This is a genomic window from Klebsiella sp. GG_Kp146, from assembly GCF_040061975.1.
Taxonomy (GTDB): domain Bacteria; phylum Pseudomonadota; class Gammaproteobacteria; order Enterobacterales; family Enterobacteriaceae; genus Klebsiella; species Klebsiella quasipneumoniae.
Genome location: NZ_JBEAHA010000015.1, coordinates 56,140 through 70,762, shown reverse-complemented (window position 1 = coordinate 70,762; position 14,623 = coordinate 56,140). Strand labels below are relative to the sequence as shown.

The 14,623-nt window shown below is 63.6% G+C and carries 12 protein-coding genes; 4 read left to right on the top strand and 8 right to left on the bottom strand.

Going from position 1 to position 14,623, the window contains the following annotated elements:
- Nucleotides 1–111: 111 nt before the first annotated feature.
- Nucleotides 112–1,311: an S-methyl-5-thioribose kinase gene (gene mtnK, locus ABLU95_RS18270; protein WP_023288798.1), complete on the bottom strand. Its 1,200-nt coding sequence runs from the start codon at nt 1,309–1,311 to the stop codon at nt 112–114.
- A 101-nt stretch (nt 1,312–1,412) separates the two neighbouring features.
- Here mtnK and mtnA point away from each other — a divergent pair, with 101 nt between their 5' ends.
- Complete coding sequence (mtnA, locus tag ABLU95_RS18265; protein ID WP_086075242.1) at nt 1,413–2,441, top strand: S-methyl-5-thioribose-1-phosphate isomerase; 1,029 nt, start codon at nt 1,413–1,415, stop codon at nt 2,439–2,441.
- Between the two features lie 60 nt (nt 2,442–2,501).
- Here the strand turns inward: mtnA and ABLU95_RS18260 are convergent, their stop codons facing one another.
- The 7 genes from ABLU95_RS18260 to codB form a co-directional block, all read right to left on the bottom strand.
- Nucleotides 2,502–3,770 (bottom strand): histidine phosphatase family protein, encoded by a 1,269-nt coding sequence (locus ABLU95_RS18260; RefSeq protein WP_065882556.1) that lies wholly within the window; start codon nt 3,768–3,770, stop codon nt 2,502–2,504.
- Between the two features lie 26 nt (nt 3,771–3,796).
- Entirely contained in the window at nt 3,797–5,155 is a 1,359-nt protein-coding gene (locus tag ABLU95_RS18255) for an MFS transporter (protein WP_023288801.1), read from the bottom strand.
- 110 nt (nt 5,156–5,265) lie between these two features.
- The gene (locus tag ABLU95_RS18250; protein ID WP_023288802.1) at nt 5,266–6,075 is read right to left on the bottom strand and encodes an inositol monophosphatase; all 810 of its coding nucleotides are present in this window, start codon (nt 6,073–6,075) and stop codon (nt 5,266–5,268) included.
- Nucleotides 6,076–6,196: 121 nt separating this feature from the next.
- Entirely contained in the window at nt 6,197–7,153 is a 957-nt protein-coding gene (locus tag ABLU95_RS18245) for a LacI family DNA-binding transcriptional regulator (protein WP_072096504.1), read from the bottom strand.
- Between the two features lie 145 nt (nt 7,154–7,298).
- The gene (gene codA, locus ABLU95_RS18240) at nt 7,299–8,537 is read right to left on the bottom strand and encodes a cytosine deaminase (RefSeq protein ID WP_023288804.1); all 1,239 of its coding nucleotides are present in this window, start codon (nt 8,535–8,537) and stop codon (nt 7,299–7,301) included.
- Nucleotides 8,534–9,769 carry a PucR family transcriptional regulator ligand-binding domain-containing protein gene (locus ABLU95_RS18235; protein ID WP_023288805.1) on the bottom strand — a complete coding sequence of 412 codons (1,236 nt, stop codon included), beginning with the start codon at nt 9,767–9,769 and terminating at the stop codon, nt 8,534–8,536. Before ABLU95_RS18235 ends, codA begins: the two co-directional genes overlap by 4 nt.
- A complete protein-coding gene (codB, locus tag ABLU95_RS18230) occupies nt 9,766–11,028 on the bottom strand; it encodes a cytosine permease (protein WP_348880140.1) in 1,263 nt (420 codons plus the stop codon). Before codB ends, ABLU95_RS18235 begins: the two co-directional genes overlap by 4 nt.
- Nucleotides 11,029–11,480: 452 nt before the next feature.
- Between codB and ABLU95_RS18225 the strand changes: the two genes are divergently transcribed.
- From ABLU95_RS18225 to ABLU95_RS18215, 3 genes are read left to right on the top strand one after another with little or no spacing between them, the layout of a single operon-like run.
- Nucleotides 11,481–12,089, top strand: coding sequence for a methylthioribulose 1-phosphate dehydratase (locus tag ABLU95_RS18225; RefSeq protein WP_087849773.1), 609 nt, complete (start codon nt 11,481–11,483; stop codon nt 12,087–12,089).
- A gap of 12 nt (nt 12,090–12,101) precedes the next feature.
- Nucleotides 12,102–13,598, top strand: a complete 1,497-nt coding sequence (locus tag ABLU95_RS18220; RefSeq protein ID WP_086075245.1) for an FGGY-family carbohydrate kinase — start codon at nt 12,102–12,104, stop codon at nt 13,596–13,598.
- Nucleotides 13,595–14,623 (top strand): 2-hydroxyacid dehydrogenase, encoded by a 1,029-nt coding sequence (locus ABLU95_RS18215; RefSeq protein ID WP_023288808.1) that lies wholly within the window; start codon nt 13,595–13,597, stop codon nt 14,621–14,623. Before ABLU95_RS18220 ends, ABLU95_RS18215 begins: the two co-directional genes overlap by 4 nt.

Below are 14,623 nucleotides of genomic sequence, written 5' to 3'. Positions count from 1 at the left end.
TGTAGGCCCGCGCAAGCGCAGCGCCGCCGGGCAATCCCTGAAGATTGCACTTTTTTGGGGTTTGCTCCCTCTCCCAGAGGAGAGGGCTGGGGTGAGGGCAACAGGCCGCGCTCAGCTGTACTGGCGCACCCGCGCCAGCAGCTCGTCGACGCTGTCGATACGCTCGGCCAATACGATCAGCGCTTTGCCCAGGGTAATGGCGTGGCGCAGGCACTCATGCCGCATAGCGTCATCCTGGATAGTGTCGATATCCGCGACGTGCGACAGCCCGACGCTGCGGCGGATCAGTTCGCTGCCGCAGAAGCCGACCGCGTCCGCCCAGACCTTTTTCAGAAAGGCGGAGGCGTAGCCGGGGTAAGCCAGCGCCGCGTCGCGGGTTTTCTCCGCCGCCAGCGCCTGGAAGCGCTCGGCAAAGGTGGTCCACAGCTGGTGGATGTCGTTCAGCCGCTGCTCGCGCGCGGCGGCGGCGTCGCGAATGCCGAGCTGGCCCGGCAGGCCGCAGTAGTTCAGCAGCAGGTTGCCGATGGCGGTGCCGATATCGAAGCCGATGGGGCCGAAGTAGCCGAACTCGGCGTCGATGGCCTTCAGGCTGCCTTCGGCAACGAAAATCGACCCGCTGTGGATATCGCCGTGTAGCAGCGCTTCCGCATGGGCAAAGAAACGGTGCTTCAGCGCCGCCACCGCCAGCTTAAGCTGGGCGTCGTCGCGCAGGGCGGCGACATCGGCCTCCAGCTCCGCCGGGTAGTTATTGCGCGCGTGGATCTGATACGGGTCGTTAAAGAACAGATCCTCGGTGATCTCGCACATCGCCGGGTTAATAAACTGCGCCACCTGCGCCTTTTTCTCGTGGGGATGGAGATAGAAATCGCTGGTGTGAAACAGCACCTGCGCCAGATAGTCGCCAAGCTGGCGGGCCGCCTGAGGGTAGTAGACGTTAGCGATAAGCTCCCCGCGCCAGATGCGGTGGTCAGAAAGATCTTCCATCACCATCACCGCCAGTTCGGGATCAAAGTGATGGATTTTTACCGTGTGCTGCGGGCTGTGCTGATAGTGGGCGACCAGGGTCTGCGCTTCCAGACGGGCGCGGTCAAGGGTCAGCGGCCAGGATTCGCCGACGCAGCGCACGTAGGGCAGGGCCTGTTTGACGATCGCCCGGCTGACGCCCTGGCGATCGAACACTTTAAACACCAGATTGAGGTTGCCATCGCCCACTTCCTGCGCGCTGACCAGCTCAGATGGGTTGTCGATGCCGGCGAACTGCTGCGCGTAAGCCACGGCGTCGTGGGCGGTGAAGGTATGGTATTGCGACATTGCCTCGATCCTCGAATTCTGATTAAGCCGTTCAGACGTCTATACTTCTGGATTTCATCCTGACACAATGTGATACAACAACGCAACAGGGATTTAACGACATGCAGACATTACAGACCACCAGCCTGCGGGTGAGTGAAAATCAGCTTTTTATTCTCGACCAGCAGGCCTTGCCGCAGGAAAAACGCTGGCTGGCGGCGGATAACGTTGCGCTGCTGGTGGACCATATTCACGCCCTGCGGGTGCGCGGCGCGCCGTTGATTGGCCTGTCCGCCAGCCTGCTGCTGGCCCTGCTGGCCCAGCGCGGCCTGAGCCGGGATGAACTCCAGCAGGCGCTGGAGACGCTGCGCGCGGCGCGGCCGACGGCGGTCAACCTGATGAATAATCTGGATCGCATGAAGCAGGCGCTGGCCCGGGAGGATTACCCGCAGGCGCTGGAAGCGGAAGCCCTGCGTCTGGTCGAAGAAGATAAACAGCTGTGCGACCGCATCGCTGAGGCAGGCAGTGCGCTGGTGAAGCCCGGTAGCCGCCTGCTGACCCACTGCAACACCGGTGGCCTGGCGACCGCCGGGGTGGGGACCGCCCTGGGCGTTATCGCGCTGGCGCACCGGCAGGGAAAGGTGGCCAACGTGTGGGTCGATGAAACCCGGCCGCTGCTGCAGGGCGGACGTTTAACCGCGTGGGAGCTGGGCGAACTGGGCGTGCCCTATCAGCTGATCACCGATTCAATGGCCGCCAGCCTGATGGCGCAGGGGCAGGTGGATGCGGTGTGGGTCGGCGCCGACCGTATCGCCGCCAACGGCGATGTGGCGAATAAAATCGGCACCTATTCGCTGGCGGTTTTGGCCCATTACCACCAGATCCCGTTCTACGTCGCTGCGCCGCAGACGACCCTCGATCGCCATTGCCCGAACGGGGCGGCCATCCCCATTGAGCAGCGCGCCGCGGCGGAAGTGACCGGGGTGGCGGGCAGCTTTGGCGCGGTACAGTGGGCGCCGACCGGGGCCACCGTTTACAATCCGGCGTTCGACGTCACGCCTGCCGGGCTGATTAGCGGCTGGGTGCTGGACAGCGGGGTGGTCACCCCGGCGCAAGTTGCCGCCGGGGCGTTTGCGGCGGACCACGGATAGCGGACCCTGTGCCGGGCCTGGAAAAAACGGTTTTCCCGGGCCCGGGCAATCGCCGGGCCGCTACGGCAGGACCATCGCTACCGCCGGGGCGGAGGGCCGGTCGATACGCTGACCCAGCGCGGTGATAGCCGCCTGGAAGGGACACAGCGTACCGACGTCGGTCTGACGGCAGCCCGGCTGACGCCACTCCTGACGCAGCATCGGGTGCTGCGCGTCCGGCGTCTGCAGACGACGCAGGTCGTCGAGGCCTTGCGCCTGGAAATAGACCCGCAGATAGCGTTCCCCGCTCTTCGCGTCGCGCCAGCGCTCCAGCACCAGGCTACTGCCCGGCGGGATATTTCCCCGGCTGTAGCCAGGCAGCTGCCAGCTAAAGTTCATCAGCGTGCGCACCATGGCGATATTGGTGTCATGGGCCACCAGCAGCAGCCAGCGTACGTTCGGATTCGCCTCTGGTTTGACGCCGTCGAGCATGGCGTTGAGCAGCACCGACCCGCGTTTTTGCGCGGTATACAGCACGTCGTTGCTCAGATCGTAGTTTTCCGTTAACAGCGGCAGCAGGGCGGTGATCTGACTGGCCTGGACGATCTTGCCCCACGCCAGCTGGCTGAGAGGCAGGTTTTCACTCCAGCCGAGACGCAGCGTCTCCACCATATTGGCCATCACGCTCAGTCCGCTAATGGTGGTTTTCCCGCTTTTGCTCTGCTCGACCTGCCACGGGGTGTCGAAGACCGGGCAGGGCTTATCGGCCTGACAAACCGCCTGTTTCAAAAGCTGGATGGCCGGCGCCAGCGCCTGCCGACGCTGCGCCAGATCCCCGGCCTTCTCTTTTACCGCCGCCAGCTGGCGGGCGGGGTCGGTTTGCGTGGCGGCGAATTTGTCGGTCTGAAACAGCGGATCGGCGTCCCCGCTGACGTAATGGATAGCGACGCCGCAGCCGGGGAAGGCGCCATCCACCAGCGCCTGGGCGGTCGCCCGCGTCCGCTGCAGCGGGCTGGCGCGCACATAAATCGACTCCGCCGTCGGGCATCCCGCCTGCAGCAGGCCAAGCTGGCGATAGTGCTGGCCTTCCTCACGCCCTTTATTGACCACGGCGGCATAGCCATGACCGGTGAGCTCGCCGTCATGGGTGGTCCACTCGGTCCATGGTCGTCCGGTGGCGGCCTCGATGGCTTCCCGGTTGCCGGCCGTCGGCGGACGAATCCCGTGGCGGCTAAGCTCCACCACTTTCTCCAGCTGCCAGTCCGCGGCGGCGGCAGATTGCAGCGCCAGCAGCGGCAGCGCGCAGGCGATAAACAGGCGTAACAGCCCCTGATGTCTTGCAGGCATCATATCTTCTTCCTTAATTCGTTAATCGGTTATGAGGAGAACGAGGTCTGCCGTTCGACGGCATGGCGCCGGGCGACGATGGCGGCAGTGGTAAAACAGAGTAGCGCAGAACCCAGACCGGTACCCACCCAGAACAGCGCCAACGTGCTGAAATCATACAGCGTTTTGCCGTTCTCAAGGATAGCCGTTTTATCAATAATGATCCCGGTGAGAAACTCGCCCAGGCCGGCGCCGGCGTAGCTGGCGATGCCGATGGTGCCGAGCGCGGCCCCCGCCGCTTTGCGCGAGGAGATATCGACGGCGATCAGCCCGCCGAGGAAGCAGGTCAGAGCGCCAATGGTTGCCCCGAAGATAATCATCGCCAGAATATCAGTGTAATAATTGTGCGGCGACCAGAGCATCAGGGCGAAGCCGGCGGTGTTCAGCAGGCTGATAAACCCGGCCATCACGCTGCGGTTGCGCGGGAAAAAGCGGTCGGAGAGCATGCCGGCGATGATGGTCCCGGCGATGCCGGCGATGGCGTTGACGCCGATAATCCCGGAGGCCTCCAGCGTGGAATAGGCTTTATCCTGCTCCAGAAAGAAGATCCCCCAGGAGTTGACGGCGTAGCGGTCGATGTACATAAAGGCGGAGGCGAGGGCGAGGGTCCACAGCGCCGGGTTGCGCAGCGCCAGCAGCTGGTTTTTAAACACCGAGCCGCGGGCTTCGGCCTCCTCCTGCGGTTCATCGCGGATGACGTTGATGGACGGGAAGCCGCTGCTCTGCGGCGAATCGTGCATGAACAGCACCAGCAGCACCACGCCGGCGGCGCCGAGCGCGGCGGTGGACAGGTAGCCCATCTGCCAGCCAAACCCGGCGATCACCGCGGCGATCACCATATAGGTGACGGCCTCGCCGATATTATGCGCCGTCGACCAGATGCCATAGAAGGTGCCGCGCTCCTTAACGCCGTACCAGCGCGCCAGCGAGACCGCGCAGGGGCCGACGCCCATCGACTGCGCCCAGCCGTTGATCCCCCAGAAGATGGCCAGCAGCAGGGCGTTGGTGGTCATCCCCATCATCAGGTTCATCCCGGCGCTGAGCAATAAACCGAGGCTCATATAGCGCACCACGTTGGCGTGATCGGCGATAAAGCCGTTGACCAGTTTGCCGATGGCGTAGCTGAAGAACAGGGTGGAGCCGATCATGCCGAGCTCCGTCGGGGTGATCCCCAGCTCCACCAGCGCGCTTTTGGCGACGGTGAACGATAACCGGCAGACGTAAAAAGTGACGTAGGCCAGGGTCATGGCGATAAAGGTTTGCCAGCGCACCCGGCGAAAACGGTGTTCATCAAACGCGGCGCCCGCTTTCGGCGGCGACGCCCGGAAAAAAGCGATAATTCCAGACATAGGTGGTTCTCCGCAGGTCGGAGGCCTGACTGATTGATGTGGTTCGTCCGTGAATGAAGTTATCGTTACTGTGTAGAGTACATAATCAGAAATAGCCTGACCCGTAAGGGTTAATGTAATGGTTGTAGGATCATCTTTTTCAGCTGCGGGTAGAGCGTCTGGCTGGCCAGCAGCAGCGGGTTGCCGCGCTGGATCCCCTCCTGCGCCAGAAAATCGTTGCTGGCGCCGCCCGCTTCGCGCATCAGCACCAGCCCCGGCAGGGCGTCCCACGGGTTCATGTGCGGCTCGTAGTAGCCAATCAACCGGCCTGCCGCCGCCCAGGCGCTCATCAGCGCGCCGGAGCCGTTGCGGATAAACATGCCGCCGTCGCTGAGCAGCGCCTGCAGAAACGGCAGAAAGTCCGCCGGGGTGACGCGATGCGAGGTGCCGACGCCCATCACCCCCTCCCTGACCGTCGTCGCGGGGTGCGGACGGATCGGGGCGTCGTTGAGCCAGGCGCCATGGCCCCGCAGGGCGTGAAACAGCTCGCGATGGTTAGGGTCATAGACCACGCCGATGACCGGTTCGCCGTCGGCGACGATCGCCAGCGACAGGCACCAGGTGTGCAGGCCGTTGAGGAAACAGCTGGTGCCATCGATGGGGTCGACCACCCACAGCACCCGCGCGTCGGACAGGCGGGCGCCGCTCTCTTCGCCGAGAAAGCCATCCTCCGGAAACGCGCTCTGAATGCGCTGTTTCACAAAGGCCTCCACCCGCTTATCGGCCACGCTGACCACATCCTGCAGATCGTCGCCTTTATGGTCGACGGTCAGCGCTTCGCGTTGTTGATAGTATTCAAACGCCAGCTCAGCCCCCGCTTTCGCCAGCTCGCAGGCCAGGCGGTAGCGGGCCTGTAGCGCTTCTGATTCCTGAGATTGCATAGTGACTCCCTATTTTGCACACGTGTGCATTTTGCGTGAAAAAAACAGCCCCGAAGGGCCGAATGAGTGTGGCCGGGTTTCACAGAAGATTCTGTGATCGATCCAGCATAAAATGATTTTTTCATTTCGCACTTTGACGAATAATTAGTTTCACCGGCACTTCGCGATGGCGCGAGGGCAGGCTGAAGCGGGCGATCCGCGTCATCAACAGATCCACCGCGTGGTGGGCCAGCAGGGCGGTATTCTGTTGAACGGTGGTGAGCTGATAGGGGCGCCAGTCCGCCTGCGGGATATCGTCAAAGCCGACGATGGCCGGTAGCGGGGCGGCGGCGGGGGCGTCCCGCAGGCCGTCCAGGGCGCCCAGCGCCAGCATATCGGTGGCGCAGAACAGGGCCTGCACCCCGGGGTTTTCAGCAACTAATTCTCGGGCGGCCTGGTGGCCGGCCTGATAACCGCCGCCGTCGCAGAAGCGGCTGGTCACCGTCATGCCCGACGTCTGAGCGATGAAAGCGTCATAACGCTGGCGGGTGCTGAAGTTCTCGCGATTTTCGCCAATAAAGCCAACCTGCCGCCAGCCTCGACGACTGAACAAGCCCGCCACCAGCTTCGCCCCCTGGGCGTTATCGCTGCACACCCGGTCGCAGCCGGCGAGGTCCGCATGACGGTTGATCAGGGTGACGGGGATCTTGCGCGCCAGGTACTCTTCCGCCAGCGACAGCGGCGGCGCGCCGGAGGTGATGATCACGCCGGCGACGTGGTAGCTCAGCAGCTGTTTAAGCGAAGGGGCGAGCTGCTGCGGATCGTCAGCGTTCATCAGCAGCGGCATAAAGCCGTTGAGCGCCAGCTGATGGACCAGCGGCGCCAGCAGTTTGCTGCGAAACGGGTTGTCGAAACCGGCGGTGACGATGCCGATAAAATTACTGCTGCCGGTGATCATCGTCCGGGCGATGATATTCACCTGATAGCCCAGAGCTTCCGCGGCGCTCAGCACCTTCTGCCGGGTCTTCTCCGACACCGAGGCGCCGGGGGTGAAGGTACGGGAGACCGCCGAGCGCGAGACGCCGGCCAGTCTGGCCACGTCCTCGGCCTTAATCCATTTTTTATCGCTCATCGTCGTTTCGCGCCGTCTGTTTTCCAGGAAGCCGACGCCCGGGCGGGCGTCGGTCACGCACACTGCCTGAAAAGGTATCACAGAAAGGCGCCGACGCGCAGCGCCTTGCGCCTTATGCCGGGTAGCGGATGTGCTCCACCTCACGCTGTAAAATCACCTTACCGTGGCGAATGGAGGTTAGCACCCGCGCCTGGCGGCGGACGGCCTCGTAGTCGTTTTCCGCATCGAGGATCAGCAGGTTAGCCGGGCGGCCTTCGGCGAGGCCGTAGTTATCGCCCAGACAGAGCGCCCGGGCGCTGTTGTCGGTGACGAAGTCGAGGCAGCGCTGCAGATCGTCATAGCCGAGCATATGGCAGATGTGCAGTCCGGCATCCAGAATGCGCAGGATATTGCCGTTCCCCAGCGGATACCACGGATCCTGAATCGAGTCCTGAGCAAAGCAGACGTTGATGCCGGCGCGATCCAGCTCCGCCACCCGGGTGACGCCGCGCCGTTTCGGCCAGCTGTCAAACCGGCCCTGCAGATGAATGCTTTCGGTCGGGCAGGAGATAAAGTTGATCCCCGAGGCTTTCAGCAGGCGAAACAGCTTCGAACAGTAGGCGTTGTCATAAGAGCCCATCGCGCAGGTGTGGCTGGCGGTGACCTGCGCCCCCATACCGCGCACCCGGGCCTCTTCCGCCAGCACTTCGAGGAAACGCGACTGCGGATCGTCGATTTCATCGCAGTGGACATCCACCAGCCGGCCATAGCGCTGGGCGAGGTCCATCAAAAACATCACCGAACTGACCCCTTTGTCGCGGGTGTTTTCATAGTGCGGAATACCGCCCACCACGTCGGCGCCCATCTCGATGGCGCGCGTCATCAGCCCCCGACCGTCGGGGTAGGATTCAATCCCCTCCTGCGGAAAGGCGACAATCTGCAGATCGATGAGATCGGCGGCCTCTTTTTTCACCGCCAGCAGCGCCTGCAGGGCCGACAGCGACGGGTCGGTGACATCCACATGGGTCCGGACGTGCTGGACGCCGAAATCGCGCAGCATGCCGATGGTTTTTAGCGCCCGCTGGCGGGTGTCCTCCGGGGTGATGCTCGCTTTGCGCTGGCTCCAGCGGGTGATGCCTTCAAACAGGGTACCGCTGCGGTTCCACTCCGGCTCGCCCGCGGTGAGGGTGGCGTCAAGATGAATATGCGGCTCGACGAAGGGGGGGATCGCCAGCCGGCCCTGGGCGTCGATATCGCCGGCGACGGCGGTCTGCATCGCGGTTTGGGCGGTCATGCGCTGAATCAGGCCGTCCTGCAGCTCAAGGGTAAACAGCGCCTCCTGGCGGCGCAGGCGGGCGTTAACAATTTTCATGGTTGGTCCTGTAAATGGTTTTGCGATAAACGCCAGATCACCAGCGCGACCGAGGCGTTGAGATGAAACTGAGGGTGGCTGACCGGGTAGCCGGTCAGTTTTTCAATACGCTGGATGCGCTGATGCAGGGTGTTGCGATGGAGACCCAGCCGGTCGGCGGCCCGCACCACGTTGCCGTTCTCCTGCTGCAGCGTCTCGAGGGTCTCCAGCAGCAGCCACGGCGCTTTACGGCCCGGCTCGATCAGGCAGCCCAGGGTGTCGTGCATAAAATCGTTGAGCAGCGCCGGGTCGCTGACCGCGGACAGCAGTTTGATAAACCCCAGCTGCTGATAGTCGCTGATCCGCTGGGTCGGCCGCAGGGTATCGCAAAGATCCAGCGCCTGTCGCGCCTGCGACAGCGCCCGCGGGTAGCCCTGCAGCTGCCTGACCGGCGCGGAAAGGCCGCAGAGCAGCGACAAACTCTCTTCTCCCTCCGCCAGCGTCTGCAGCCACTGCTGCAGCCACTTTTTCTGCTGAAAGCCTTCCCCCTCCTCATCCGGCAGCAGGAAAAGGAACATGTTGCTGCGCTCCAGCAGCGGGAAGGGGTTGCCCTGCTGGTTGAGCTGCAGCTGCAGCTGCTGGCGCACGCTGCGGTGGGCCTGCTGCAGCCAGGCTTCGGCCTGTTCGGGCGGAAACTGGCGAAACAGGCGGGACAGTCCCTCCAGGCGCAGCGCCGCCAGCCGCAGCGGGCGGGTAAAATCGAGCTGCTGGTGGAGGGCGCGCTGGTGGAGCATCTGCAGGTCCGGATAGTCGCCGGTGACCAGCTGCATCAGGATGTCGCGCTGCGACTGCAGGGCGCTTTCGCTGCGGACCAGCGCGGTGCCGACCCGCTCGGTGACAATCACCATCTTCAGCAGGTAGGGCTGCTCGATCAGCGGAATGCCCAGCTCGTCGGCAAGGGCGATCAGCGTGGCGGGAATGGCGTGGATATAGGCCTCGCCGGTGAGGATCACCATCCCGGCGATGCCGCGCTGTTTGCCCTCCATCAGCAGCTGGATCAGGTTGGCTTCATCCCGGGGATGGTTGATGCCGGTGATAAAGACCAGCTCGCCGCCCATGATCCACTCGGCGATATGCTCATTTTCCGCCACGTAGTACCAGCGTACCGCCCGCTGCAGCCCTTGCTTTCCCGCCCGCAGACGCAGGGCGGAGAGTCCCTCAAGGGCCAGCAGTTCGCTGACCGTCAGGCTCATGGCTCCTGCTCCGCGACGGCGGCAGGCTGACGCTTGCTTAGCAGGGTCAGGGCGATATAGACCAGCGCGGAGACGGTGATCCCCACCAGCGGCGCGATCCACGGCGACAGATAAGCCACCACCGCGCCGGCGGCGTAGGCGCCGAGTCCCAGCCAGTTAAAACGCGGCAGGCGGGCGTTCTGCAGCAGGGGATAGCGTCCGCCGCGGGCGAACCAGTAGTCGGCGAGGATCACCCCGCCGATGGGCGGGATAATGCTGCCCAGCAGCACGAGGAACGGGATCAGCATTTCGTACATACCGCCAATGGCCAGCACAATGCCCACCCCGGCGGCGGCGAGGGTCAGCGTGCGGCGACGTTCGCTGCGCAGCAGATGGCAGGCGGCGGCGGAGACGTTATAGATGGTGGGGCCCTGGATGGTCAGTAGATTGAGACACAGCATGATCACCGCGGCCACCGACAGCCCCTGCAGGATCAGCACTTCGACGATATCGGCCTGTTGATAGACGATAGCGCACCAGGCGCCGGCGACGATCATCAGCCCGTTGCCGACGAGGAAGCTGCCCATGCTGGCGAGAATGGCGGTACGGCTGGAGTTGGCCAGCCGGGTCCTGTTTGTCGCCTGGGTGGCGCCGCTGGCGAAGGTACCAAAGACCATGGTGATGGCCGCCGACCAGGTCATGGCGTCGCCTGGCGCAATGCGGGTCATCGCCTGCCAGCCGCCGGCGTGGCGCAGCGCCAGATACATGGAGACCACCAGCAGCACGAACATCAGCGGCACCGACAGGCGCGATAGCGCGTCCAGCCCCTTGTAGCCCACCAGCGCGGTGACGCAGAACAGAATGCCAAACAGCACCATCAGCGGTAGGGTCAGCGCCTCGGGCAGGGCGAGGATCTTCACCAGCGAGATAGCGACCGTGGCCGTCCCCCACGCGTACCAGCCCAGCTCGGCAAAGCCAAGGATAAAATCGGCCAGCTTGCTGCCGATCTCGCCGAAGCAGAAGCGGCCCATCAGCACCGTATTGAGACCGCTGCGCGCGGCGATCCAGCCCAGCGATGCGGCATACAGGGCCAGCAAGGCGTTGCCGATGAAGGCTATCCACAGCAGATTGACGATGGAAAAGGAGACGCCGAGTTTACCGCCGGCGAACATCGTGCCGGTGAAAAAGGTAAAGCTGAATAACACCATGGCGATGGAAAATACGCCTTTACGTCCGGCGGCGGGCGCTTCGACGAGGGGAAAATCATTGCTGTTTGACATCCTGGAACCTCTGGCTGGTTAGATGGGCGGTGATAGCCGGAAGTAGCAAGAGATGTGCCAGGAAAAACCGGGCACGGGGAATAGCGCGCGGTGTGCAATATGCACAGTTATTGCAGGATGCAGGGGGAGTAATGCCATTTTAGTGTGCATCCTGCCATGTTTTGCACCAGTCGGGGGCAGAGGAGAGCGGCGACGGTATTCCCGGCGCAGGCGGAGAATTTCAGTCAGCAGAATCCGCCAGCGTTTTGGCGCCAGACAGGAGGGAATCGTAGCGGACTCACCGCGGTTGGTTAAATTGCTGTGAATAAAGGTTATTTAATATGCATTTATGATATAACCATTTGTCTTATGCGTGTTTCCTGAAATATTGTTCCCTCCGGTTAGCGGTGTTAGTATCGGGTAAATAGCCATTTAGACGGCTAAATAAATCATCGCTAACCTAAGGAACTGCTATGTGGCAAGAAAGACTCGCGCAACTGGTCACCACCTGTCATTGGATCGGCGCGAAAGGCTGGGCGCCGGCGACCGGCGGCAATATGTCGGTGCGTCAGGATGACACCTGGTGCTGGCTAAGCGAGTCGGGCCGCGACAAAGGCAGCCTGACGACCGAGGATTTCCTGCAGGTGGAGATCGCCACCAACCAGGCCCCTTCCGGACGGAAACCGTCGGCCGAGACCGGCCTGCACACGCTGGTCTATCGCCTGTTCCCGGAGGCCAGCGTGGTGCTGCATGTGCATACCGTCAACGCCACCGTGCTGTCGCGCATCGAAAAAAGCGACACGCTGGCGCTGCAGGGGTATGAAATGCAGAAAACCCTCAGCGGGCAGCACAGCCATCTCGACACCGTTCCGGTCGCCATCTTCGATAACGATCAGGATATTGACGCCCTGGCGGCGCGGATTGCCGATTATGCGCAAACCCGCCCGCTGCGCTACGGCTTTCTGCTGCGCGGACATGGCCTGACCTGCTGGGGGAAAGATATTCAGGAGGCCCGCCGACAACTGGAAGGGCTGGAGTTCCTGTTCGAGTGCGAGCTGATGCGCCGCCGCTACGAGCCCTGAGCCGGAGCAGGTATGGATTTTTATCTTGGTATCGATATCGGCACCTCCCGGGTGAAAGCGGTGCTGTTTGATCAGCATTTCACCGCGTGCGCCAGCGCCGCGGAAAACACCTCCCCCCGCCTGTCGGCCAATGGCTACGCGGAACAGGATATGACCCAGCTGTGGCATTCGGTGCTGGCTATTCTGCGCCAGATTGCCCGCCACCCGGCACTGCAGGCGGGGCGGCTGCGGGCCATCGGCCTCGCCGGGCAAGGGGAGGGAGTCTGGCTCAGCGATGAGCAGGGCGAACCGGTGGGTCCGGGGATCCTGTGGAGCGATACCCGCAGCCACGCGCTGATGAGCGACCTGCTGCGCCGGCCCGGCTTTGACCGCCGCTATTTCGCCGATACCGGCACCCACCTGCAGCCCTGCAATACCAGCCTGCAGCTGTACTGGCTGAAACAGTATCAGCCGGAGCGGCTGGCGGCCGCGCGCTATCTGTTTTTCGCCAAGGACTGGATCCGCTTTCGCCTGACCGGCGTGGCGGCGCTGGAGCTGACGGACGCCAGCAGCTCGTTACTCAATCAGCAGAGCGGCAGCTGGTCCTCGGTGGTGATGAACGAGATGGGGCTGGACGAACTGCTGCCGCTGTTTCCCCCGCTGCTGGCTCCGGATGCTCCGGCCGGCACGCTGAGCGACGCGGTGGCGGCGCTGACCGGGCTGCCCGCCGCGACGCCGGTGGCCGCCGGGGCGCTGGATGTCTGCAGCGCCGCGCTGGGCTGCGGCGCGGTCAACGAAGGGGACATCTACACGATCCTCGGCACCACCTGCTGCACCGGGATCGTCTGCCGCGGCCCGCAGACGGTGAACGAGGCGACGCGCTTCGTCACCCATACCGAAGCCGGGCAGGTGATCTCGCTGTTTCCGATGCAGGCCGGTACGCCAAACATTGACTGGCTGCAGCAGCATATTTCGCTGGACGCCGATCTGGGTCGGCTGGAGCAGGCGATCGCGGACGTGGAGCCGGGCAGCGGCGGCGTCTTCTGGCAGCCGTACCTCAATGGCGAACGCGCGCCGTTTTACAGTCCCGACGCGCGGGCCGGCTTTATCGGCATTAGCCCGCACACCACCCGCGCCGAACTGCAGCGCGCGGTGTTTGAAGGCCTGGCCTTCGCCATTGTCGATGCGCTGCAGGGTTATCCGCAGGGCGGCGAGCTGTATCTGACCGGCGGCGGCGCCGCCTCGGCCACCTGGCTGCAGATTATCGCCGACTGTACCGGGCGCACGGTGGTCTCCAGCGCCTTTAACGAACTGAGTGCGCGCGGGGCGGCGATTCTGGCGGCCCGCAGCGTCGCTGCGCTGGCCGAGACGCCTCCGCTGGCGCAGACCCGCTATCAGCCGCGCCCTCAGGCGCATGCCCGCTATGCGGCGCTGTATCCCGTTTATCGCCTGCTGCGCGAGCAGATGCTGCCGGTATGGCAGGCCAGGCAGGCCGCTCTTCAACGTCTTTCTCAGGAAGTACAACCATGAAAATCGTTTTTACCGCCGAGCATGCTGGCGACCTTAGCGCCTTCCACCAGCTGGGCGAGCTGCTGGTGGAGGGATGGGCGCTGGGCAAACCGAAACTCAGCGCCGGCCAGCTGATTGAGCTGGCCCACGACGCCGAGGTGCTGGTGACCAGCTATGATGAAGTGACGGACGCGGTGATGGCCGCCTGTCCGCGTCTGCAGGTGATCGCCTGTACCCGCGCCAATCCGGTGAATATTGATACTCAGGCCGCGCAGGCGCGCGGCATTCGGGTGCTCTACACCCCGGGGCGCAATGCCGATGCCGCCGCGGAGCTGACGCTTGGCCTGATGCTCAGCCTGGCGCGCCACATTCCGCAATCCCATGCGGCGCTGAAGCGGGGGGAGTTCACGCAGGCTGATAATGCCGCCGCCGCCACTCAGCAGGGCCTGCGGCGCGATGTGGTCTGGGACGTGAGCCCGGAAAGCCCCTATGAAGTGTTTAAGGGCAGTGAACTGCGCAATAAAACGTTGGGGCTGGTGGGCTATGGCAACATTGGCCGCCGGGTGGCGCGTATCGCCCGGGCGTTCGGCATGGCGGTGCGGGTGGTGGATCCGTTCGTCGCCGCAGAGGATATCAATGAGCCAGGGCTACAGAAAACGACCCTCGAGGCGCTGTTCCGCGACGCGGATATCGTCAGCCTGCATCTGAGCAGCGGACCGCACAGCGACGGGCTGGTGAATGCGGCGCTGTTAAACAGCATGAAGCCCGGCGCGCTGCTGATCAATACCTCCCGCGCGGCGGTGGTCGACGAAGCGGCGCTGATTGATGCCCTGCGTCACGGCCCGCTGGGCGGCGCGGCGCTGGACGTGTATCACCGCGAACCGCTGTGGCGCGATCACCCATTTGTCACCGAGTTTGATAACGTGATTATTACGCCGCATATCGCCGGGGCTACCCGGGAGAGTATCGCCAAACACACGGCGATGATTGCCGCCGATCTTCAGCGCTATGTCGCCGGAGAGCCGCTGCTGTACCAGTGGCGTTAA

What these genes read in the sequence shown, in the direction of transcription:
- mtnK (WP_023288798.1), bottom strand. Translation starts at nt 1,311, where the DNA reads ATGTCGCAATACCATACCTTCACCGCCCACGACGCCGTGGCTTACGCG.
- mtnA (WP_086075242.1), top strand. Translation starts at nt 1,413, where the DNA reads ATGCAGACATTACAGACCACCAGCCTGCGGGTGAGTGAAAATCAGCTT.
- ABLU95_RS18260 (WP_065882556.1), bottom strand. Translation starts at nt 3,770, where the DNA reads ATGATGCCTGCAAGACATCAGGGGCTGTTACGCCTGTTTATCGCCTGC.
- ABLU95_RS18255 (WP_023288801.1), bottom strand. Translation starts at nt 5,155, where the DNA reads ATGTCTGGAATTATCGCTTTTTTCCGGGCGTCGCCGCCGAAAGCGGGC.
- ABLU95_RS18250 (WP_023288802.1), bottom strand. Translation starts at nt 6,075, where the DNA reads ATGCAATCTCAGGAATCAGAAGCGCTACAGGCCCGCTACCGCCTGGCC.
- codA (WP_023288804.1), bottom strand. Translation starts at nt 8,537, where the DNA reads ATGAAAATTGTTAACGCCCGCCTGCGCCGCCAGGAGGCGCTGTTTACC.
- ABLU95_RS18235 (WP_023288805.1), bottom strand. Translation starts at nt 9,769, where the DNA reads ATGAGCCTGACGGTCAGCGAACTGCTGGCCCTTGAGGGACTCTCCGCC.
- codB (WP_348880140.1), bottom strand. Translation starts at nt 11,028, where the DNA reads ATGTCAAACAGCAATGATTTTCCCCTCGTCGAAGCGCCCGCCGCCGGA.
- ABLU95_RS18225 (WP_087849773.1), top strand. Translation starts at nt 11,481, where the DNA reads ATGTGGCAAGAAAGACTCGCGCAACTGGTCACCACCTGTCATTGGATC.
- ABLU95_RS18220 (WP_086075245.1), top strand. Translation starts at nt 12,102, where the DNA reads ATGGATTTTTATCTTGGTATCGATATCGGCACCTCCCGGGTGAAAGCG.
- ABLU95_RS18215 (WP_023288808.1), top strand. Translation starts at nt 13,595, where the DNA reads ATGAAAATCGTTTTTACCGCCGAGCATGCTGGCGACCTTAGCGCCTTC.